The 16,334-nt window shown below is 66.2% G+C and carries 12 protein-coding genes; 4 read left to right on the top strand and 8 right to left on the bottom strand.

What is annotated here, in order from left to right:
* Genes tal through zwf form a run of 3 tightly spaced genes read right to left on the bottom strand, consistent with a single transcriptional unit; the run spans window position 1 to window position 3,211 of the window.
* Window positions 1–1,086: a transaldolase gene (gene tal, locus ACW7G2_RS01905; RefSeq protein WP_456972142.1), complete on the bottom strand. Its 1,086-nt coding sequence runs from the start codon at window positions 1,084–1,086 to the stop codon at window positions 1–3.
* Window positions 1,083–1,829 (bottom strand): HAD family hydrolase, encoded by a 747-nt coding sequence (locus ACW7G2_RS01900; protein ID WP_456972140.1) that lies wholly within the window; start codon window positions 1,827–1,829, stop codon window positions 1,083–1,085. Before ACW7G2_RS01900 ends, tal begins: the two co-directional genes overlap by 4 nt.
* On the bottom strand, window positions 1,823–3,211 hold the full coding sequence (zwf, locus tag ACW7G2_RS01895; RefSeq protein WP_456972138.1) for a glucose-6-phosphate dehydrogenase: 1,389 nt from the start codon (window positions 3,209–3,211) through the stop codon (window positions 1,823–1,825). Before zwf ends, ACW7G2_RS01900 begins: the two co-directional genes overlap by 7 nt.
* A gap of 260 nt (window positions 3,212–3,471) precedes the next feature.
* Between zwf and ACW7G2_RS01890 the strand changes: the two genes are divergently transcribed.
* Both ACW7G2_RS01890 and ACW7G2_RS01885 read left to right on the top strand, forming a co-directional pair.
* A complete protein-coding gene (locus tag ACW7G2_RS01890; RefSeq protein ID WP_456972136.1) occupies window positions 3,472–5,256 on the top strand; it encodes a copper resistance system multicopper oxidase in 1,785 nt (594 codons plus the stop codon).
* 5 nt (window positions 5,257–5,261) lie between these two features.
* Window positions 5,262–6,359, top strand: a complete 1,098-nt coding sequence (locus tag ACW7G2_RS01885) for a copper resistance protein B (protein ID WP_456972134.1) — start codon at window positions 5,262–5,264, stop codon at window positions 6,357–6,359.
* A 343-nt stretch (window positions 6,360–6,702) separates the two neighbouring features.
* Here ACW7G2_RS01885 and ACW7G2_RS01880 read toward each other — a convergent pair whose 3' ends face one another.
* The 5 genes from ACW7G2_RS01880 to ACW7G2_RS01860 form a co-directional block, all read right to left on the bottom strand.
* Entirely contained in the window at window positions 6,703–7,995 is a 1,293-nt protein-coding gene (locus ACW7G2_RS01880; RefSeq protein ID WP_456972225.1) for a replication-associated recombination protein A, read from the bottom strand.
* 147 nt (window positions 7,996–8,142) lie between these two features.
* The gene (locus ACW7G2_RS01875; protein ID WP_456972132.1) at window positions 8,143–9,435 is read right to left on the bottom strand and encodes a Yip1 family protein; all 1,293 of its coding nucleotides are present in this window, start codon (window positions 9,433–9,435) and stop codon (window positions 8,143–8,145) included.
* 136 nt (window positions 9,436–9,571) lie between these two features.
* Window positions 9,572–10,198 (bottom strand): outer membrane lipoprotein chaperone LolA, encoded by a 627-nt coding sequence (gene lolA / locus ACW7G2_RS01870; RefSeq protein WP_456972130.1) that lies wholly within the window; start codon window positions 10,196–10,198, stop codon window positions 9,572–9,574.
* 108 nt (window positions 10,199–10,306) lie between these two features.
* Window positions 10,307–12,658, bottom strand: a complete 2,352-nt coding sequence (locus tag ACW7G2_RS01865) for a DNA translocase FtsK (protein ID WP_456972128.1) — start codon at window positions 12,656–12,658, stop codon at window positions 10,307–10,309.
* Between the two features lie 98 nt (window positions 12,659–12,756).
* Window positions 12,757–13,821, bottom strand: a complete 1,065-nt coding sequence (locus ACW7G2_RS01860) for an alanine dehydrogenase (RefSeq protein WP_456972126.1) — start codon at window positions 13,819–13,821, stop codon at window positions 12,757–12,759.
* 163 nt (window positions 13,822–13,984) lie between these two features.
* On the opposite strand from ACW7G2_RS01860, the gene trxB reads away from it, so the two are divergent.
* Window positions 13,985–14,938, top strand: a complete 954-nt coding sequence (gene trxB, locus ACW7G2_RS01855; protein ID WP_456972124.1) for a thioredoxin-disulfide reductase — start codon at window positions 13,985–13,987, stop codon at window positions 14,936–14,938.
* Window positions 14,939–15,075: 137 nt separating this feature from the next.
* Window positions 15,076–16,194 (top strand): GNAT family N-acetyltransferase, encoded by a 1,119-nt coding sequence (locus ACW7G2_RS01850; RefSeq protein ID WP_456972122.1) that lies wholly within the window; start codon window positions 15,076–15,078, stop codon window positions 16,192–16,194.
* Window positions 16,195–16,334 lie beyond the last annotated feature (140 nt).

Raw genomic sequence — 16,334 nt, 5'->3', positions numbered from 1 at the left:
TCAGCGGCCGCCGGCCAGCGACCGCGCCTTGTCGGCGATGCGCTGCAGCAGCTGGTTCCAGGACGTGACGAAGGCGTCGGCGCCGTCGCGCTGCAGCTGCGCGGCCAGCGCGTCGATGTCGACTCCGGCCGCGGCGATCTTCGCCAGCGTGGGGGCGAAGTCGCCGCCATCGTCGGCCAGCGCGCCGCGCACCTTGCCGTGGTCGGCGAAGGCGCGCAGCGTCTTCTCGGGCACCGTATTGATCGTGTCGGGTGCGGCCAGCGCTTCGACGTAGAGCGTATCGGACGCCTTCGGGTCCTTGGTGCCGGTGCTCGCCCACAGCAGGCGCTGGGGCCGCGCGCCTGCCGCGGCGAGATTTTTCCAGCGATCCGAAGCCAGCAGATCGCGATAGGCGCGATAGGTCTGCTGGCCCACCGCGATGCCCAGGCGGTTGTGCAGTTCGTCCGGCAGTTGCTCCGCGCTGGCCTTGTCCCAGCGGCTGATGAACAGCGAAGCGACCGAGCCCACCACCGGATCCAGGCCGGCCTCGATGCGCCGCTCGATGCCGCGCATGTACGCGTCCGCGGACGCGACGTACTGCTGCATGGAGAACAGCAGGGTCACGTTGATCGGCACGCCGGCGAAGATCGATTCCTCGATCGCCGGTACGCCTTCCGGCGTGCCCGGGATCTTTACGTACAGGTTGTCGCGCCCGGCCTGCGCGTGGATGCGCCTGGCGGCCTCGATGCTGCCGGTGGTGTCTGCGGCCAGCAGCGGCGAGAGTTCCATCGACACCCAGCCGTCGACGCCGCCGGTGGCGTCGAACACGGGGCGGAACAGGTCTGCCGCCCGGCGCAGGTCCTCCAGCGCCAGCTCGACGAACAGCTCCGCGTCGCGCTTGCCGGCGGCGAACTTCTCGCCAATGCCGGCATCGTAGGCATCGCTGTCGCCGATCGCCTGGTCGAAGATCGTCGGATTCGAAGTCAGGCCGGTGATCGCGTACTCGCCGATGTAACGCTGCAGCGTGCCGTCGTCGAGGATCTCGCGGGTAATGTTGTCCAGCCACAGGCTCTGGCCGAGCTCGCGCAGGGATTGCAGGTGGTTCATGACGACTCCTGTGGTGTCGATACGGATTCGGGGCCCGCTGCCGATGCGGCGTGGCCGCAGGCGCGCGGGCCGAATTGTTGCAGGTCGAAGGCGGCCAGTTCGCCGATGTCGTCGATGGCCAGGTCGGGCGGCGGCTCGATGGACTGGCCATCGGCCTCGGACGCGTAATGCCCTTGGCGGACGAAGACGGTGGTCAGGCGTTCGCCCATCACGCGCTTCATGGCCGCCAGCAGCTTCGGCTTGTCGTCGACCATCACGTAGTGCCGCGCCGGGTAGCGCCGCTGCACCGCGTCGAGCATGTGCTGCTTGTGCAGGTAGATCAGCACCCTGCCCCGCATCGCTTCCCACAGGCCGGAATGCTGCACCTTGCGCGGCTGGAACACCACGTCGCCGTCGGACAGCACCACCGGCGTGCCAAGGTCATGCAGCCGCTCCACCGCTTCGAACGCGCCGGGGTAGACGCGCTCGGCGAACGGGTAGTCGAGCATGTAGCCGGACATGCGCAGCAGGTCGGGATCGTCTTCGCGGCCTTCGCGGAACGCCTGCAGCGCGGCGAGGTAGTCGGCGTAGCCGAGCCGACCGCGTTCGCGTTCGTACAGTTCCCAGTAGCGGTCGCCGGCGTCGGCACCGAAGTCGCGCCGCACGCGTGCGTCCAGGTCGGTCTTGAAGCGATCGTTGTCCAGCAGGGTGTTGTCGACATCCAGCAGGAAGACCACGTCGGTGGCGGGGTCGCGGTCTAGCACGGCGTGCTCGTTTCGGGCTTCGGGTCGTGCCAGCCTTCCTCGCCCTCGACGATGGCCGCCGCCGACGCCGGCCCCCAGGTACCGGGGTCGTAGATTTCGACCGGCGCGTGGTAGCGCAGCACCGGGTCAACGACCCGCCATGCCGCCTCCACCGCTTCGTCGCTGGTGAACAGGCCCGCGTCGCCGCGGATCGCATCGCCGAGCAGGCGTTCGTACGGCGACTTTTCGTCGACGTGCTGGTGACGGGCGGTCAGCTCGACGGCCTCGCCGCGCATCTGGTCCCCGGCGCGCTTGACCCGCACACCGGTCGAGATCACCACTTCCGGGCTCAGGCGCAGGCGGAAGTAGTTCGAATGCGCCGGCTGGCTCTCGTCGAAGATCGACAGCGGCGGGCACTTGAGGTCCACCATCACCTGGGTCGAGGTGATCGGCAGGCACTTGCCTGCGCGGATGTAGAACGGCACCCCCGCCCAGCGCCAGGTGTCGATGTACAGGCGCAGCGCGGCGAAGGTCTCCACGTCCGAATCCTTCGCCACCCCCGGCTCATCGCGATAGCCGCGGAACTGGCCGCGCACCAGCTCGCCGGGCTCCAGCGGGCGCATGGCGCGGAACAGGCGCAGCTTCTCCGCCCGGATCGACTCGGGATCACCACCGATCGGCGCGTCCATCGCCAGCAGCGCGACCACCTGCAGGAGGTGGTTCTGGACCACGTCGCGGATCGCGCCGACACCGTCGTAGAAGCTGCCGCGGCCCTGCACGCCAAAAGCCTCGGCCATGGTGATCTGCACGTTGTCGACGTAGTCCCGGTTCCACAGCGGTTCGAGAAAGGCGTTGGCGAAGCGGAAGTACAGCAGGTTCTGCACTGCTTCCTTGCCCAGGTAGTGGTCGATGCGGAAGAGCGAGGATTCCGGGAACACCTCGTGCAGGGTGGCGTTGAGCACCCGGGACGAGGCCAGGTCCCGGCCGAAGGGCTTCTCGACTACCACCCGCGCCCCCCGTGCGCAGCCGCTGGCGTCCAGTGCACGGACCACGGTCCCAAACAGGTTCGGCGGGATGGCCAGGTAGTGCAGCGGCCGCTGTGCGACCCCGAGTTCCCTGCGCAGGCGCTCGAAGGTACCGGCGTCGGCGTAGTCGCCGTCGATGTAGCGCAGCTGCGCGGAAAGCCGGGCGAAGGCGGCTTCATCCACACCGCCGTTGTGCTCCAGGCTGTCGCGGGCGCGTTCGCGCAGCTGGTCGACCGTCCAGCCGGCGCGGGCCACGCCGATCACCGGCATGTCAAAGCGGCCGCGCGCGACCAGTGCCTGCAATGCCGGAAAGATCTTCCTGTAGGCAAGGTCGCCGGTGGCGCCAAAAAGAACGAATGCATCGGAAGCGGAAGTCACGCGAACTCCTGATCCTCGTATCCATACTGCGTGTTGACGTACGGCCCTTTCCAATCAACACCATGCCATCGGTGGCGTAAGGCGCGTGTGTTCCAAATGTTCACCAGCCCCCCGTTCACCTTTATGCTTCGGACCGTCCGGGCGATACCAGGCCGACAGGTTCCGGATTGGTGCGCACATCAGGATCAGCGAGCGCACCATGGATCACTGCAGCTGAGATCCCCCCACCGCTGGTGGTCATCAACCTTTCCGGAGTTCCCATGTCATCCAGCTCTTTCGACCGTTCCGGACGGGTGTCTGCTCCGTCGCGGCGCCGCTTCGTCCAGGGCCTTGCTGCCGGAAGTGCCATCTCGGCCCTCGGGCTCTGGCCGCGTTCAAGCTGGGCCGTCAAGGCCGAAGGCGTACCCAACGTGCTCTCGGGCACCGACTTCGACCTGACCATCGGCGAAACGCCAATGAACTTCACCGGCGCCACGCGCCCCGCGATCACGGTCAACGGATCCATTCCGGCGCCGCTGCTGCGCTGGCGCGAGGGCACCACCGTCAACCTGCGGGTCCGCAATGCCCTGCCCCGCGGCTTCATCCATGGAGAGCAGGCGTCGATCCACTGGCACGGCATCCTGCTGCCGGCGGACATGGACGGCGTGCCCGGGCTGAGCTTCAACGGCATCGACCGCGGCGACACTTGGCAGTACCGTTTCAATGTCGTGCAGGGCGGCACCTACTGGTACCACAGCCACTCCGGTTTCCAGGAGCAGGCCGGCCTCTACGGCCCGCTGGTGATCGAACCGCTGGAACCCGAACCCTTCGCCTATGACCGCGACTACGTGGTCATGCTCAGCGACTGGACCGACCTGGATCCCAAGCGCCTCTTTGACCGGCTCAAGAAGCGGTCGGATTTCGACAACTACGCCAAGCAGACGGTTGGCGACTTCTTCGACGACGTGAAGCAGCATGGCCTGGCCGCAACGGTCGAGGACCGCAAGATGTGGGGCCAGATGCGGATGACGCCTACCGACCTGTCGGACGTCAACGGCAATACCTATACCTTCCTCATGAACGGCACGACGTCACTCGGCAACTGGACCGGGCTGTTCCGGTCGGGCGAGAAGGTCCGCCTCCGCTTCATCAACGGGTCCGCGATGACCTACTTCGATGTGCGCATCCCGGGCCTGAAGATGACCGTGGTCGCGGCCGACGGCCAGTATGTGCACCCGGTCGCGGTCGATGAATTCCGCATCGCCACCGCCGAAACCTTCGACGTGATCGTCGAGCCGACCGGGCAGGACGCGTTCACCATTTTCGCCCAGGACACGGGCCGCACCGGTTATATCAGGGGAACGCTTGCCGTCAGGGAGGGCTTGCGGGCGCCGGTGCCCGATGTCGATACCAAGCCACTCCTCACCATGGACGACATGGGCCACGGCGGCATGGGTGGCGGCGGTCATGACATGTCCTCGATGTCGCACGGCGCCATGACCGGCAGTGCGATGGCCGGGATGGACCACGGCGCCGGCGGGATGCAGGAACACCCCGCGACCGAAACCGGCAATCCCCTGGTCGACATGCAGACGATGACGCCATCACCCCGGCTGGACGATCCAGGCATTGGCCTGCGCGATAACGGCCGCCGCGTGCTCACCTATGCCGATCTGCGGAGCACGTTCCGCGATCCCGACGGGCGCGAACCCGGGCGCACGGTGGAATTGCACCTGACCGGCCACATGGAGCGCTTCGCCTGGTCCTTTGACGGACTGAAGTTCGCTGACGCGGAGCCCCTGCGCCTGAACTACGGCGAGCGCCTGCGGATCGTGCTGGTCAACGACACGATGATGTCGCACCCGATCCACCTCCACGGCATGTGGAGCGACCTGGAGGACGAATCCGGCAACTTCATGGTGCGCAAGCACACCGTCGATATCCCGCCGGGCACCAGGCGCAGCTACCGGGTGCGCGCCGATGCCCTTGGCCGCTGGGCCTACCACTGCCATCTGCTCTATCACATGGAAGCCGGCATGTTCCGCGAAGTGCGGGTGGAGGAATGAGCGCGATGATCCGTTCCAGCCGCCATTCCCTGGCCATCAGCCTGGCCTGCGCACTGTCTCTTGCCGCCGGGTTCGCGCCGGCTTGGGCGCAGGAGACGGACCACGCCTCGCACCATCCGGAAGCAGCTGCAACCCAGCCACCGGCCAAGCCCGTCGACCCGCCCGCCGATCATGAGCCGAATCCGTCAGACAAGAGTTCCCATGATCACGGGACCATGGACCACGGACACATGGATCACGGCGCCATCAAACATGGGGCTGCGGATGCTCCCCGCAGCGACCACTCCACAATGGATCACTCCGGGATGGATCACCCGGACATGGACCACGCGGCCATGGGTCATCAGCCTGGTGCCGACCAGGATCTCCCCCCCACGGCCGAGCCGCACGAGCCCATCCCGGTTGTCACGCCGGCAGATCGGGCCGCGGCGTTCCAGGATCTCGACGCGCACGTGATGCACGGCGAATCGATCAACTCCTACTGGGCGCTCGATCGGCTCGAGGCGTGGGACGCGGATGAGCACGGCACCGGCATGGCCTGGGAAGCGAAGGGCTGGATCGGATCCGATTTGAACAAGTTCTGGCTCCGCAGCGGGGGCGAGCGTGCGGGGGGAACCACCGAGTCGGCGGATGTGGAAGTCCTGTACGGTCGTGCGATCGCACCATGGTGGGACGCAGTTGCCGGTGTACGCCATGACCTCGGCTTTGGCGGAAGCCCCTCGCGCACGTATGCCGCGCTCGGCCTCATCGGTCTTGCCCCGTACAAGTTCGAAGTCGAAGCCACGGCCTACCTTGGCGAGTCGGGCCAGGTCGGGCTCGCCGCGGAAGCCGAGTACGAAATGCTGTTCACCAACCGGCTGATCGGCCAGTGGCTGGTTGGGGGCGAGGCCTGGAGCAAGGACGATCCGGAGGTTGGAATCGGCAGCGGGCTGAGCACGCTCGAAGCCGGCTTCCGCCTGCGTTACGAGTTCCACCGGCAGTTCGCTCCCTACCTCGGGGTGGCCTGGGAACGCGCCTACGGCGGAACCGCGGACCAGCGTCGCGCACGCTCCGCAGGCGTCGACGACACCCGCATCGTGGCTGGCGTGCGAATCTGGTTCTGATGCGCGTGCAGGCGCTCCGGTCTTCGACTCCGGTATGAACAGCGCGCCTTCAGCGCTGTGACCAGAACAATTTCACGATGGGCGCTGCCTCGCGCCATTCCACACGGTAAGGCGCCCGCTCCCACGCGCGGCGAACGTGCGGCTCGATCTCCTTCCATGGACGGCCCGGATATATATCGCGGGCCTCGCGGGCGTAAAGCGCGCACAGTCGACTGTGACCGGACTGTAATGGAGATGCCTGACTACTCATGGTGTGCCCTCCCACTGCCATGCCGCCCCCTGCCCAGCCAGCATATACCTGCCACTGACCCTAAACAAACAATTCAATATCAAAGTATTGCAACTACTTCTTGATGTTGTTCCTGACCCCGCGGGCGCGGGCCTGCGCCCTCTTGGCCCGCAGCCGGTCCAGCTTCTCACCCAGCTTGATCTCCAGCCCCCGCTCCACAGGCTCGTAGTACACACGCTCCCCCATGGCATCCGGAAAGCCGGTCTGCTCCAGCGAAACGCCGCCTTCCGCATCGTGGTCGTACTGGTAGCCACGGCCATAACCCAGCTCCTTCATCAGCCCGGTGGGCGCATTGCGGATATGCATGGGCACTTCCTGGGTGCCGTATTTGCGCACGTCGGTACGCGCGGTGCCCCAGGCCTTGTAGGCGGCGTTGGATTTGGCGGTGCTGGCCAGGTAGATCGTCACCTGGGCAAGGGCCAGCTCGCCCTCCGGGCTCCCGAGCCGATCGAAGGCGTCCCAGGCGTCGATGGACATCTGCAGCGCACGCGGATCGGCCAGGCCGATGTCTTCCACCGCCATGCGGGTCAGCCGGCGAGCCAGATAGCCCGGATCCGCACCGCCGTCGAGCATGCGCGCCAGCCAGTACAGCGCGGCATCGGGGTTTGAGCTGCGCACGCATTTGTGCAGGGCGGACATCTGGTCGTAGAACTGCTCACCGCCCTTGTCAAAGCGGCGGGTGCGGTCGGCCAGCACCTGTTCCAATACGGCATCGGTGATGGTTCCGCCCTCGCCCCCCGCCACTTCCGCGGCAATCTCCAGCAGGGTCAGGGCCCTGCGCACGTCGCCATCGGCGGCGACGGCAAGCAGTTGCAGCTGCGGGGGCTCGATGCGCACTTCCCTGCCCCCCAAGCCCCGCTCATCATCGGCCAGGGCCCGCTCGAGTGCCTGGCGGATCTCGTCCGGCGACACGGCCTCCATCACATGCACCCGGCAGCGGGAAAGCAGCGCGGAGTTCAGTTCAAACGAAGGGTTTTCGGTCGTTGCCCCGACGAAGATGATCGTGCCCTGCTCGATATGCGGCAGGAAGGCGTCCTGCTGCGCCTTGTTGAAGCGGTGCACCTCGTCCACGAACAGCACCGTGCGCCGGCCGCTGGCAAAGGTCTGCCCGGCTTCCGCCAGCACCTTGCGCACCTCCGGCAATCCGGACAGCACTGCGGAAACAGCGCGGAATTCGGCGTCGGCGTAGTGCGCGAGCAACAGCGCCAAGGTGGTCTTGCCGCAGCCGGGGGGGCCCCACAGCACCATCGAATGCACGCGGCCGGCTTCGATCGAGCGGCGCAGCACCGAATCCGGGGCCAGCAGCCGCCGCTGGCCGACCATTTCATCAATGGTCCGCGGCCGCATGCGCTCGGCCAGCGGACGCAGTCCTGCAGAGAGATCAGGACCGGGGGAAAGCAGGTCTTCCTGCACGGGGCACCTCACAGAATACGTGTGCCCAAGATACCAAGTTGGAAAACAGGCCGGTCCGCATGACCGACCCTTGCGCAGGATTTACTGGAGGGTCGCGACCTGCCGTTCGAGCTGACCAACGACGTTCCGGAGATCGTCGATGCTGTTGACCCGGCCGCTGGCTTCCACCCGGAACCGGTTGCCAACCACCACGCTGTACTTGCCGCGGTTGCTGCCGGAACTCCACTCCTCGTTGACCAGCTGGCCATCGCGGGTGAAGGTGCGCTCGTATCCGCTGTCGGTTTCATGGCTCTGGTCCATACCGAAGGCGCCGGCCATGGCCATCATCCCCGACATCGCGGCCATGTCCTGGATTTCCACGCTGATCCGGCCTGACCCGTCTTCCTCGGCATATTCGGCCGAGGCCTCGCTGATCTGCATGCCCATGGCGCCACTGCGGCTGGCGGAAATGCCCGTTCGGCGCATGTTGCCGATGGCTTCCGGCAGCAGCGCCCGCAGCTGATCGGCCGCCACCGCTTCCACCACCTGGCCATCCGCATCGGTACTTCCGGCGACCGCCCCCATCAGCGCGCCCAGCGCCTTGCCCTGCTCATCCGCGCTGCCGCTGGCCCGGGCCTGGTCCATCTGCTTGCCGGCTTCTTCCATCCGCCGGCCGAATTCCACCAGCTGGCCCATCCTGCTGTCGGGGTTCACAGTGACATTGCTGCTGTTTCCTCCCCCACCGGCGACGCTGCCCAGCATCCCCCCGGCCAGTGCACCCATGCCGGTCACCGCTGCGATCAGCAGCCCCACGATCCAGCCAAGCACGATCGCAGCGATCACCGAGACCAAGGTGTAGATGGCTGCCTTCTCTGGCGGGCATTTCATCGTATGCGGCAGGCCCAGGTACAGCAGATAGATGCTGTAGACCCCGCCGGCCAGCGCCAGCAGCCAGCCAACACCGGGAACGATCACGGCAATGCCGGCCACCCAGGCGGCGGTCCAGGCATAGCCGACCGCCTTGAGCGCCTGCACCTGGTTCTTTTGCCCCTCGAACTTCGGCGCCAACGCGTTGACGATCATCGCCACCACGTACAGCACGACCAGTCCCAGTACGTACCCGAGCACCATGCCCATCAGGCCCGCCATGAACGGCGTGGTGATCCTCATGCCGAACACGCTGTGGCCGATCAGGCTGCCCTTGATGAAGCCGGCCACCGCCGGAATTGCAGCCAGCAGCATGAAGTAGCCGGTATACAGGCTGGCGGCAGTTGCCGGCTCGGCCGCGATCGCGGGCCATTCGCTGCGCGGGGATAGCAGGATCGCCGTCGCCCGTTCAATGAGTGCGTTTGAACGACTATGGTCCTGCGCGGGAATCTGTGGTTCTGGCTGCATGTGACTGCCACTTCCTTAGCTGTTGGGTCTGTCCAATGCATACGCCGAACGCACGGCTTGCAGGACAGCCCAACGCAACCGGCCCGCGTTCGCACGCGGGCCGGAGTCATTCAAGCAGTCAGTCTGGCGGCAGAACTCAGGGCTCGCCCACCACGTCCACGCCGGGCGGCGGGGTGAAGCGGAAGGCATCCGCAGCGAAGGACGGGTTCTTCTGCCAGTCGGAAAATTCGATCGTGGTGCGCTGGCCCAGCGCATCCAGAATTTCCATCTTCACCAGGGAGCTATCGGCAAAGCCGAGCTGCGCGTTCTGGAACCCGGCGTCGGTGGCCTGGCGCGGCGCGATCTCCAGCCATTCCAAACCGTCTCGGGTGCCGCCCTTGCCGATCACGAAGTCGCGATCGAGCATGGCCGGGTCGATCAACGCTGCCAGGGGATTGCTCTGCTCTTCCTCGCCCTGCGGCCGCACGGTGACCTGCTCCAGGTCCGGATCGTAGACCCACACCCGGGTGCCGTCGGCAATGATCAGCTGCGGATACGGGTTTTCGTACTCCCAGCGGAACAGCCGCGGTGCTGAAAGGGCCACGCTGCCGCTGGAGCTTTCGCGCAACCGGCCGCTGCCGTCGTAGACCTGCTGGGAGAAGTTGCCCTGCAGTCCGCGCAGGTCGCTGGTGAAGCTGTCCAGGCTGGCGCGCGCATCGGCATGCGCATTCCCGGCAAAGGCGGCCGCAAGCAGGACAACCATGACACTGAGGATGCGGTTCATTGGTGCTCCGGGAATCAATCGGGTTGCGGAAAGTGTGCACAGGCGTGGCTGAATACGAGCCATGACGGCGCCGGGCCGTCACGCCCGAGCCGCTTGGTTGTTACCGGGCTACCTGGGAGGCGGAGGCGCCAGCACCGTGCGATCACCGTTGTTTTCAGGCGGACTCACGACCCCTGCCGCCTCCATGGCTTCGATCAGGCGCGCCGCGCGGTTGTAGCCGATCTTCAGCCGCCGCTGCACGCCGGAAATCGAGCCGCGCCGGGTTTCCGTGACGATCTTCACCGCCTCGTCGTACAGCGGGTCGCTTTCATCGCCACCGTCGGATTCAGGCAGCCCGGTGGCACCCACCACCACGCCGTCGCCCATGGTCTGGACCTCTTCCAGCACGCCGTCGATGTAGTTGGCACCGGTCCCCTGCTTGAGCTGCTCGACCACCCGGTGCACTTCTTCGTCGGACACGAAGGCACCGTGCACGCGCTCCGGCAGGGCCGTACCAGGCGGCATGTACAACATGTCACCGTGGCCCAGCAGGGTTTCGGCGCCGGACTGGTCCAGGATGGTGCGCGAATCGATCTTGGAGCTGACCTGGAACGCGATGCGGGTCGGGATGTTGGCCTTGATCAGGCCGGTGATCACGTCCACCGATGGACGCTGGGTGGCGAGGATCAGGTGGATACCGGCCGCACGCGCCTTCTGTGCCAGGCGTGCAATCAGCTCTTCCACCTTCTTGCCGACGATCATCATCATGTCGGCGAACTCGTCGATGATCACGACGATGTACGGCAGCGCCTCCAGCGGCTCGGCCACCGCCTCCGATTCGGAGTCGGGCCGGAACAGCGGGTCCAGCAGCGGCTGGCCGCTGTCCTGCGCTTCCTTGACCTTCTTGTTGAAGCCGGCCAAGTTGCGCACGCCCACCGCGCTCATCAGCTTGTAGCGCCGCTCCATTTCGGCCACGCACCAGCGCAGGCCGTTGGCGGCCTCCTTCATGTCGGTGACCACCGGCGCCAGCAGGTGCGGGATGCCCTCGTAGACGCTCAGCTCGAGCATCTTCGGATCGATCATCAGCAGCCGCAGCTGGTCGGGGGTGGCCTTGAACAGCAGGCTCAGCACCATGGCGTTGACCGCCACCGATTTGCCGGAGCCGGTGGTACCGGCGACCAGCAGGTGCGGCATGCGCGCCAGGTCGGCAACGGTTGAGCGCCCGCCGATGTCCTTGCCCAGCGCCAGGGTCAGCGGGCTGGGCGATTTGTCGTACTCCTTGGAACGCAGCAGCTCGGACAGGTAGATCATCTCGCGCCGCGTGTTCGGGATCTCCAGGCCGATCACCGATTTACCGGGGATCACATCCACCACGCGTACAGACTTGACGCTCAGCCCGCGGGCGATGTCCTTGTCCAGCGAGCTGATCTGGCTGACCTTGATACCCGGCGCCGGCTCCATCTCAAAGCGGGTGATCACCGGCCCCGGCTGGGCCTCCGTCACTTCCACATCGATGCGGAAGTCCTTGAGTTTGAATTCGATCTGGCGCGACAGGGTTTCCAGCGTGTCCTCGTCGTAGCCCTTCGGCTGCGGCTTGGGTTCGTCCAGCAGCGACAGCGGCGGCAGGCCGGAATCACCGCCGCCAGTGCCGGTGAACAGCGGAATCTGCTGCTCACGCTTGGCCCGCTCGCTCTTTTCCACCTGCGGCGCGGCCGGCGGTTCGATCCTGACCGGCTCACGACGCACGCGCTTCTCGGTATCGGCCCGGCGTACTTCCACCCGCTCTTCGCGCAGGTCGCGCGCCCGTTTCCACTCTCCCGCCTGCTTGCTGCTGCGCCTGAGCAGGTCGGGCAGCTTCATTACCCAGCCGCCCAACCTGTCCATCACCGCCAGCCAGGACAGGCCGGTGGCCAGGGTGATCGAGGTCAATAGCAGGGCCAGCAGGAACAGGTTGCCGCCCACTCCACCGAACGCCGCGTACAGCGAATTACCCACCAGCCGGCCGAGGATGCCTCCGCCGCCGGCTGAGAAGTCGGCCGCGTTTGACGCGCCCAACGCAAGCAGGCCGCAGGCGGAGATCAGGAAGCCGCACAGTCCAACCAGGCGCAGCGCCGGCCCCAGGTCGGCCTTGCCATCGCCGTCGCTGTCCATGCCGAACAGCGCGATCCAGGCGATCGCTCCCAGCACCAAGGGCAGCAGGAACGCCACATAGCCGAACAGATAGCGCAGCACATCGGCCAGCCAGGCGCCCACGGGCCCGCCCACGTTGTGGAGCGGCTCGGTCACGTTGCCCGAATGACTCGACCAGGCCGGATCACTTGGGGAATAGGTGATCAGACTGGCAAACAGGTAAAGCAACAGCGGCGCGATCAGGATCAGCGCAATATCGCGCCACAGTCGCTGCCGGCGCGGATTGTCCCCTGCAACCTTGCGGGTGGTCCCGCGTTGCCGCTTGCCACGTTCTGTAAGCGCTTTCGCCACCGTGCCCTTTACCTTAAAAGTGTTCGCTATGCGGTTGATCTTAAATCAACAGTCGGGGCCCGGCGAATCTCTTTGCCTGCGCAAGGTGGTGCCACGGCTCAGCTGAGGTCCTGCAGCGCCGGATGGACCAGACTGCCGGCTTCCACATTGATCCCACGCACCAGCGCACGGTTGCCGCGCCAGTCGCCGTTGGCCAGTGCATCCACCCACGGGGTGATCGCCGCGCAGATCGCCTGCGATGCGGTCTGCGGCACCGCGCCTGGCATGTTGCCCACGCAGAAGTGGGTCACTTCCTCATCCACATAGGTGGGGGCATCCCAGCTGGTAGGGCGCGAGGTTTCAAAGCAACCGCCCTGGTCGATCGAGATGTCCACCAGCACGCTGCCGGGCTCCATCTGCCTGAGCATCTCCCGGCTCAGCACCCGGGGGGCCCGCGCGCCGGGAATCAGCACCGCGCCGACCAGCAGATCCGCCCCCGCCACCTCTTTCGCGATTGCTTCCTGATAGGGATACAGGGCAGTCACGTTTGCGCCCAGGCGCATCATGGCGTCCATCCGCTCCAGGCGCTTTTCAAACACCACCACGTTCGCGCCCATGGCGGCGAGCGTGGCGGCGGCCGATCCACCGGCCTGGCCGGCGCCGAACACCACCGCCTTGCCGCGCGAAGCCGCGGGCACGCCGCCCAGCAGACGGCCCTTGCCCCCGTTGGTGGCGTGCATGAGGGTGGTGCCCACCTGTACGGCGAGCTTGCCGGCAATCTCCGACATGGGCGCCAGCAGCGGCAGTGCCCCGCTCTCAAGCTCCACTGTCTCGAAAGCAACCGCAGTCAGTCCGATCTCCAGCAGACGCCGGGTCAGCTTTGGCTCGGCCGCCAGATGCAGATAACAGAACAGGAGATGGTCGCTGCGCAGGTACTCGATTTCGGCGCCGACGGGCTCCTTGACCTTGACGATCAGCTGGCCCCTTTCGTAAAGCGCAGCAGCATCGGGAGCAATGTTCACCCCAAGGCTGGCATAGGCCTGGTCGGCATGGCCGGAACGCTCGCCTGCGCCCTGCTCCACCCAGACCTCATGGCCGGACCTCACCAGATCGCCGGCGGCAGCGGGCACCAGGGCAACGCGTCCCTCGGCCGTTTTGGTTTCTTTCGGTACGCCGATTCGCAAGATCGTCTCCCTGGTGGCAACAGCAGCCGGGAGCAGCCATGCACGCCTGCGGATGCGGACGCTGTGTCGCGCTGGCAGCCTGCTGCTCGCCTTGTTTTGCGCTGGTCCGGCCCTCAAGCTATATGGCCCGAAAGGTCGTCTTTCCGCTGTCGCGAGTATACATGTGAGCACCCCCAAACACTGTCATCTGCTGATCCTCGGCTCTGGTCCTGCAGGCTGGACCGCTGCCGTTTATGCCGCCCGCGCCAACCTCAAACCCGTGGTGGTAACCGGCCTGGAAATGGGCGGCCAGCTGATGACCACCACTGAAGTCGACAACTGGCCGGGCGATGCCCACGGGCTGATGGGCCCGGACCTGATGGCACGCATGCAGGCGCATGCCGAACGCTTCGAAACCGAGACGGTGTTCGACCACATCCACACCGCCGACCTGTCGCAGCGGCCGTTCCGGCTCAAGGGCGACAACGGCGAGTACACCGCCGACGCGCTGATCATCTCCACCGGCGCCACCGCCAAATACCTGGGGCTGGAGTCGGAGGAAAAGTTCAAGGGTCGCGGCGTGTCCGCCTGCGCCACCTGCGACGGGTTCTTCTACAAGGACAAGGAAGTGGCCGTGGTCGGCGGCGGCAATACTGCGGTCGAAGAAGCCCTGTATCTGTCCAACCTGGCCAGCAAGGTCTATCTGGTCCACCGCCGCGACAGCCTGCGCGCCGAGAAGATCATGCAGGACAAGCTGTTTGCCAAGATCGAAGCCGGGAAGATCGTGCCGGTCTGGAACCACGTGGTGGACGAGGTGCTTGGCAACGAGGCCGGCGTGACCGGGCTGCGGGTGAAGTCGACGCTTGACGAGTCGACCCGGGAGATCGCCGTGCACGGCTTCTTCGTGGCCATCGGCCATACGCCCAACACCGGACTGTTTGAAGGCCAGCTGGCCATGAACGACGGCTACATCGAGATCCGCTCCGGACTGTCGGGCGGCGCCACCGCCACCTCGGTTCCCGGCGTGTTCGCTGCGGGCGATGTGGCCGACCAGCACTACCGCCAGGCGATCACTTCGGCCGGCTTCGGCTGCATGGCCGCGCTGGATGCCGAAAAATTCCTCGACAAGGGCGAGTAACTGCGCCTGCTGACCGCCTCATGGGCGGCTCCCGCCATTTGCGAACGCCCGGCCGCGGATGACCGCGCCGGGCTTTCCGGAGCCGCCAGGGTCATCCCATCTATCGCATCAATCCGGAAGATCATGCCGCCCTCGCAATGCTGACCACACGCATCGTTGATTCCCTTGCAGACGTCTCCCAGGCCCAGTGGGACGCGCTGCACGACGGTGCCAATCCCTTTGTCACCCACGCCTTCCTGGCAGGACTGGAACGCCACGGCTGTCTGCGCGCCGAATGGGGCTGGACGCCGCATCACGTGACTCTGTGGCAGGGTGAAACCCTGATTTCCGCGGTGCCGGGCTACCTGAAAACCAACTCCCACGGGGAGTTCGTTTTTGACCACGCCTGGGCACATGCATACGCCCAGTACGGACGCGACTACTTTCCGAAGTGGCTGGGCGCGGTGCCCTACTCTCCCGTCACCGGCCCACGCCTTCTGGGTGACGCGCGGTACCGGCCGGCCCTGCTCAAGGCAATTGAGTCCACGGCCACCCAGCTCGGCCTGTCATCGGCACACATCAACTTCCATACCCCGGCCGAGGAGGCCGACTTCGGCCCCGCCTGGCTGCAGCGCACCGACGTGCAATATCACTGGCACAACAACGCCGGGTGGCCCGATTTCGAAGCGTTTCTTGCCGCACTGGACCGGCGCCGACGCAAGAACATCCGCCAGGAGCGGGCGAAAGTGGCCCGCGCCGGAATCAGCTTTCGCGTTGTCCACGGCGATGAGGCCAGCGAGCAGGACCTGGAGGCGATGTACGGCTTCTATCTGGCCACTTTCGCCGATTACGGCAATTCGCCGGCGCTGACCCTCGAGTTCCTTCAGCACCTGGCCCGCGCCATGCCACGTGCCCTGGTCATCGTACTGGCGGAGCTGGATGGCGAGCCCATCGCCGGCGCCCTGTGTCTGCGCGGCGGCGACACCCTCTACGGGCGCTATTGGGGTGCGGAGCGGGAGGTGCCCGGGCTGCATTTCGAGACCTGCTACTACCAAGGCATCGAGTACTGCCTGCGCGAGGGGCTGCGCGTGTTCGAGCCGGGGGCACAGGGCGAGCACAAGATCGCGCGCGGGTTCCTGCCAACGTACGTGCGCAGCCGGCACTGGATCGCCGACCCGGCGTTCGCCGATGCCCTGCGCCGCTGGTGCGCGGAAGAGACCGCCTCCGTGCACCGCTACAAAGCCCTGCTGGACACCAGATCACCATTCACCCTGTAGGAGCGCGCCATGCGCGCGAAGCCGCGGGCCCTTGAGGGTCAGAGGGGTGGCCGCCAACCGTGGATCCTGGGGTCGCTTTCAACAAGGTTTCGCGAAACGAAGCGGATTTCACGCGGCTTCGCGCGCATGGCGCGCTCCTA

The organism is Luteimonas sp. A277, from assembly GCF_054052045.1.
Note: the sequence above shows the minus strand (reverse complement) of the source record. Positions and strands in the feature narration are given on the sequence as shown.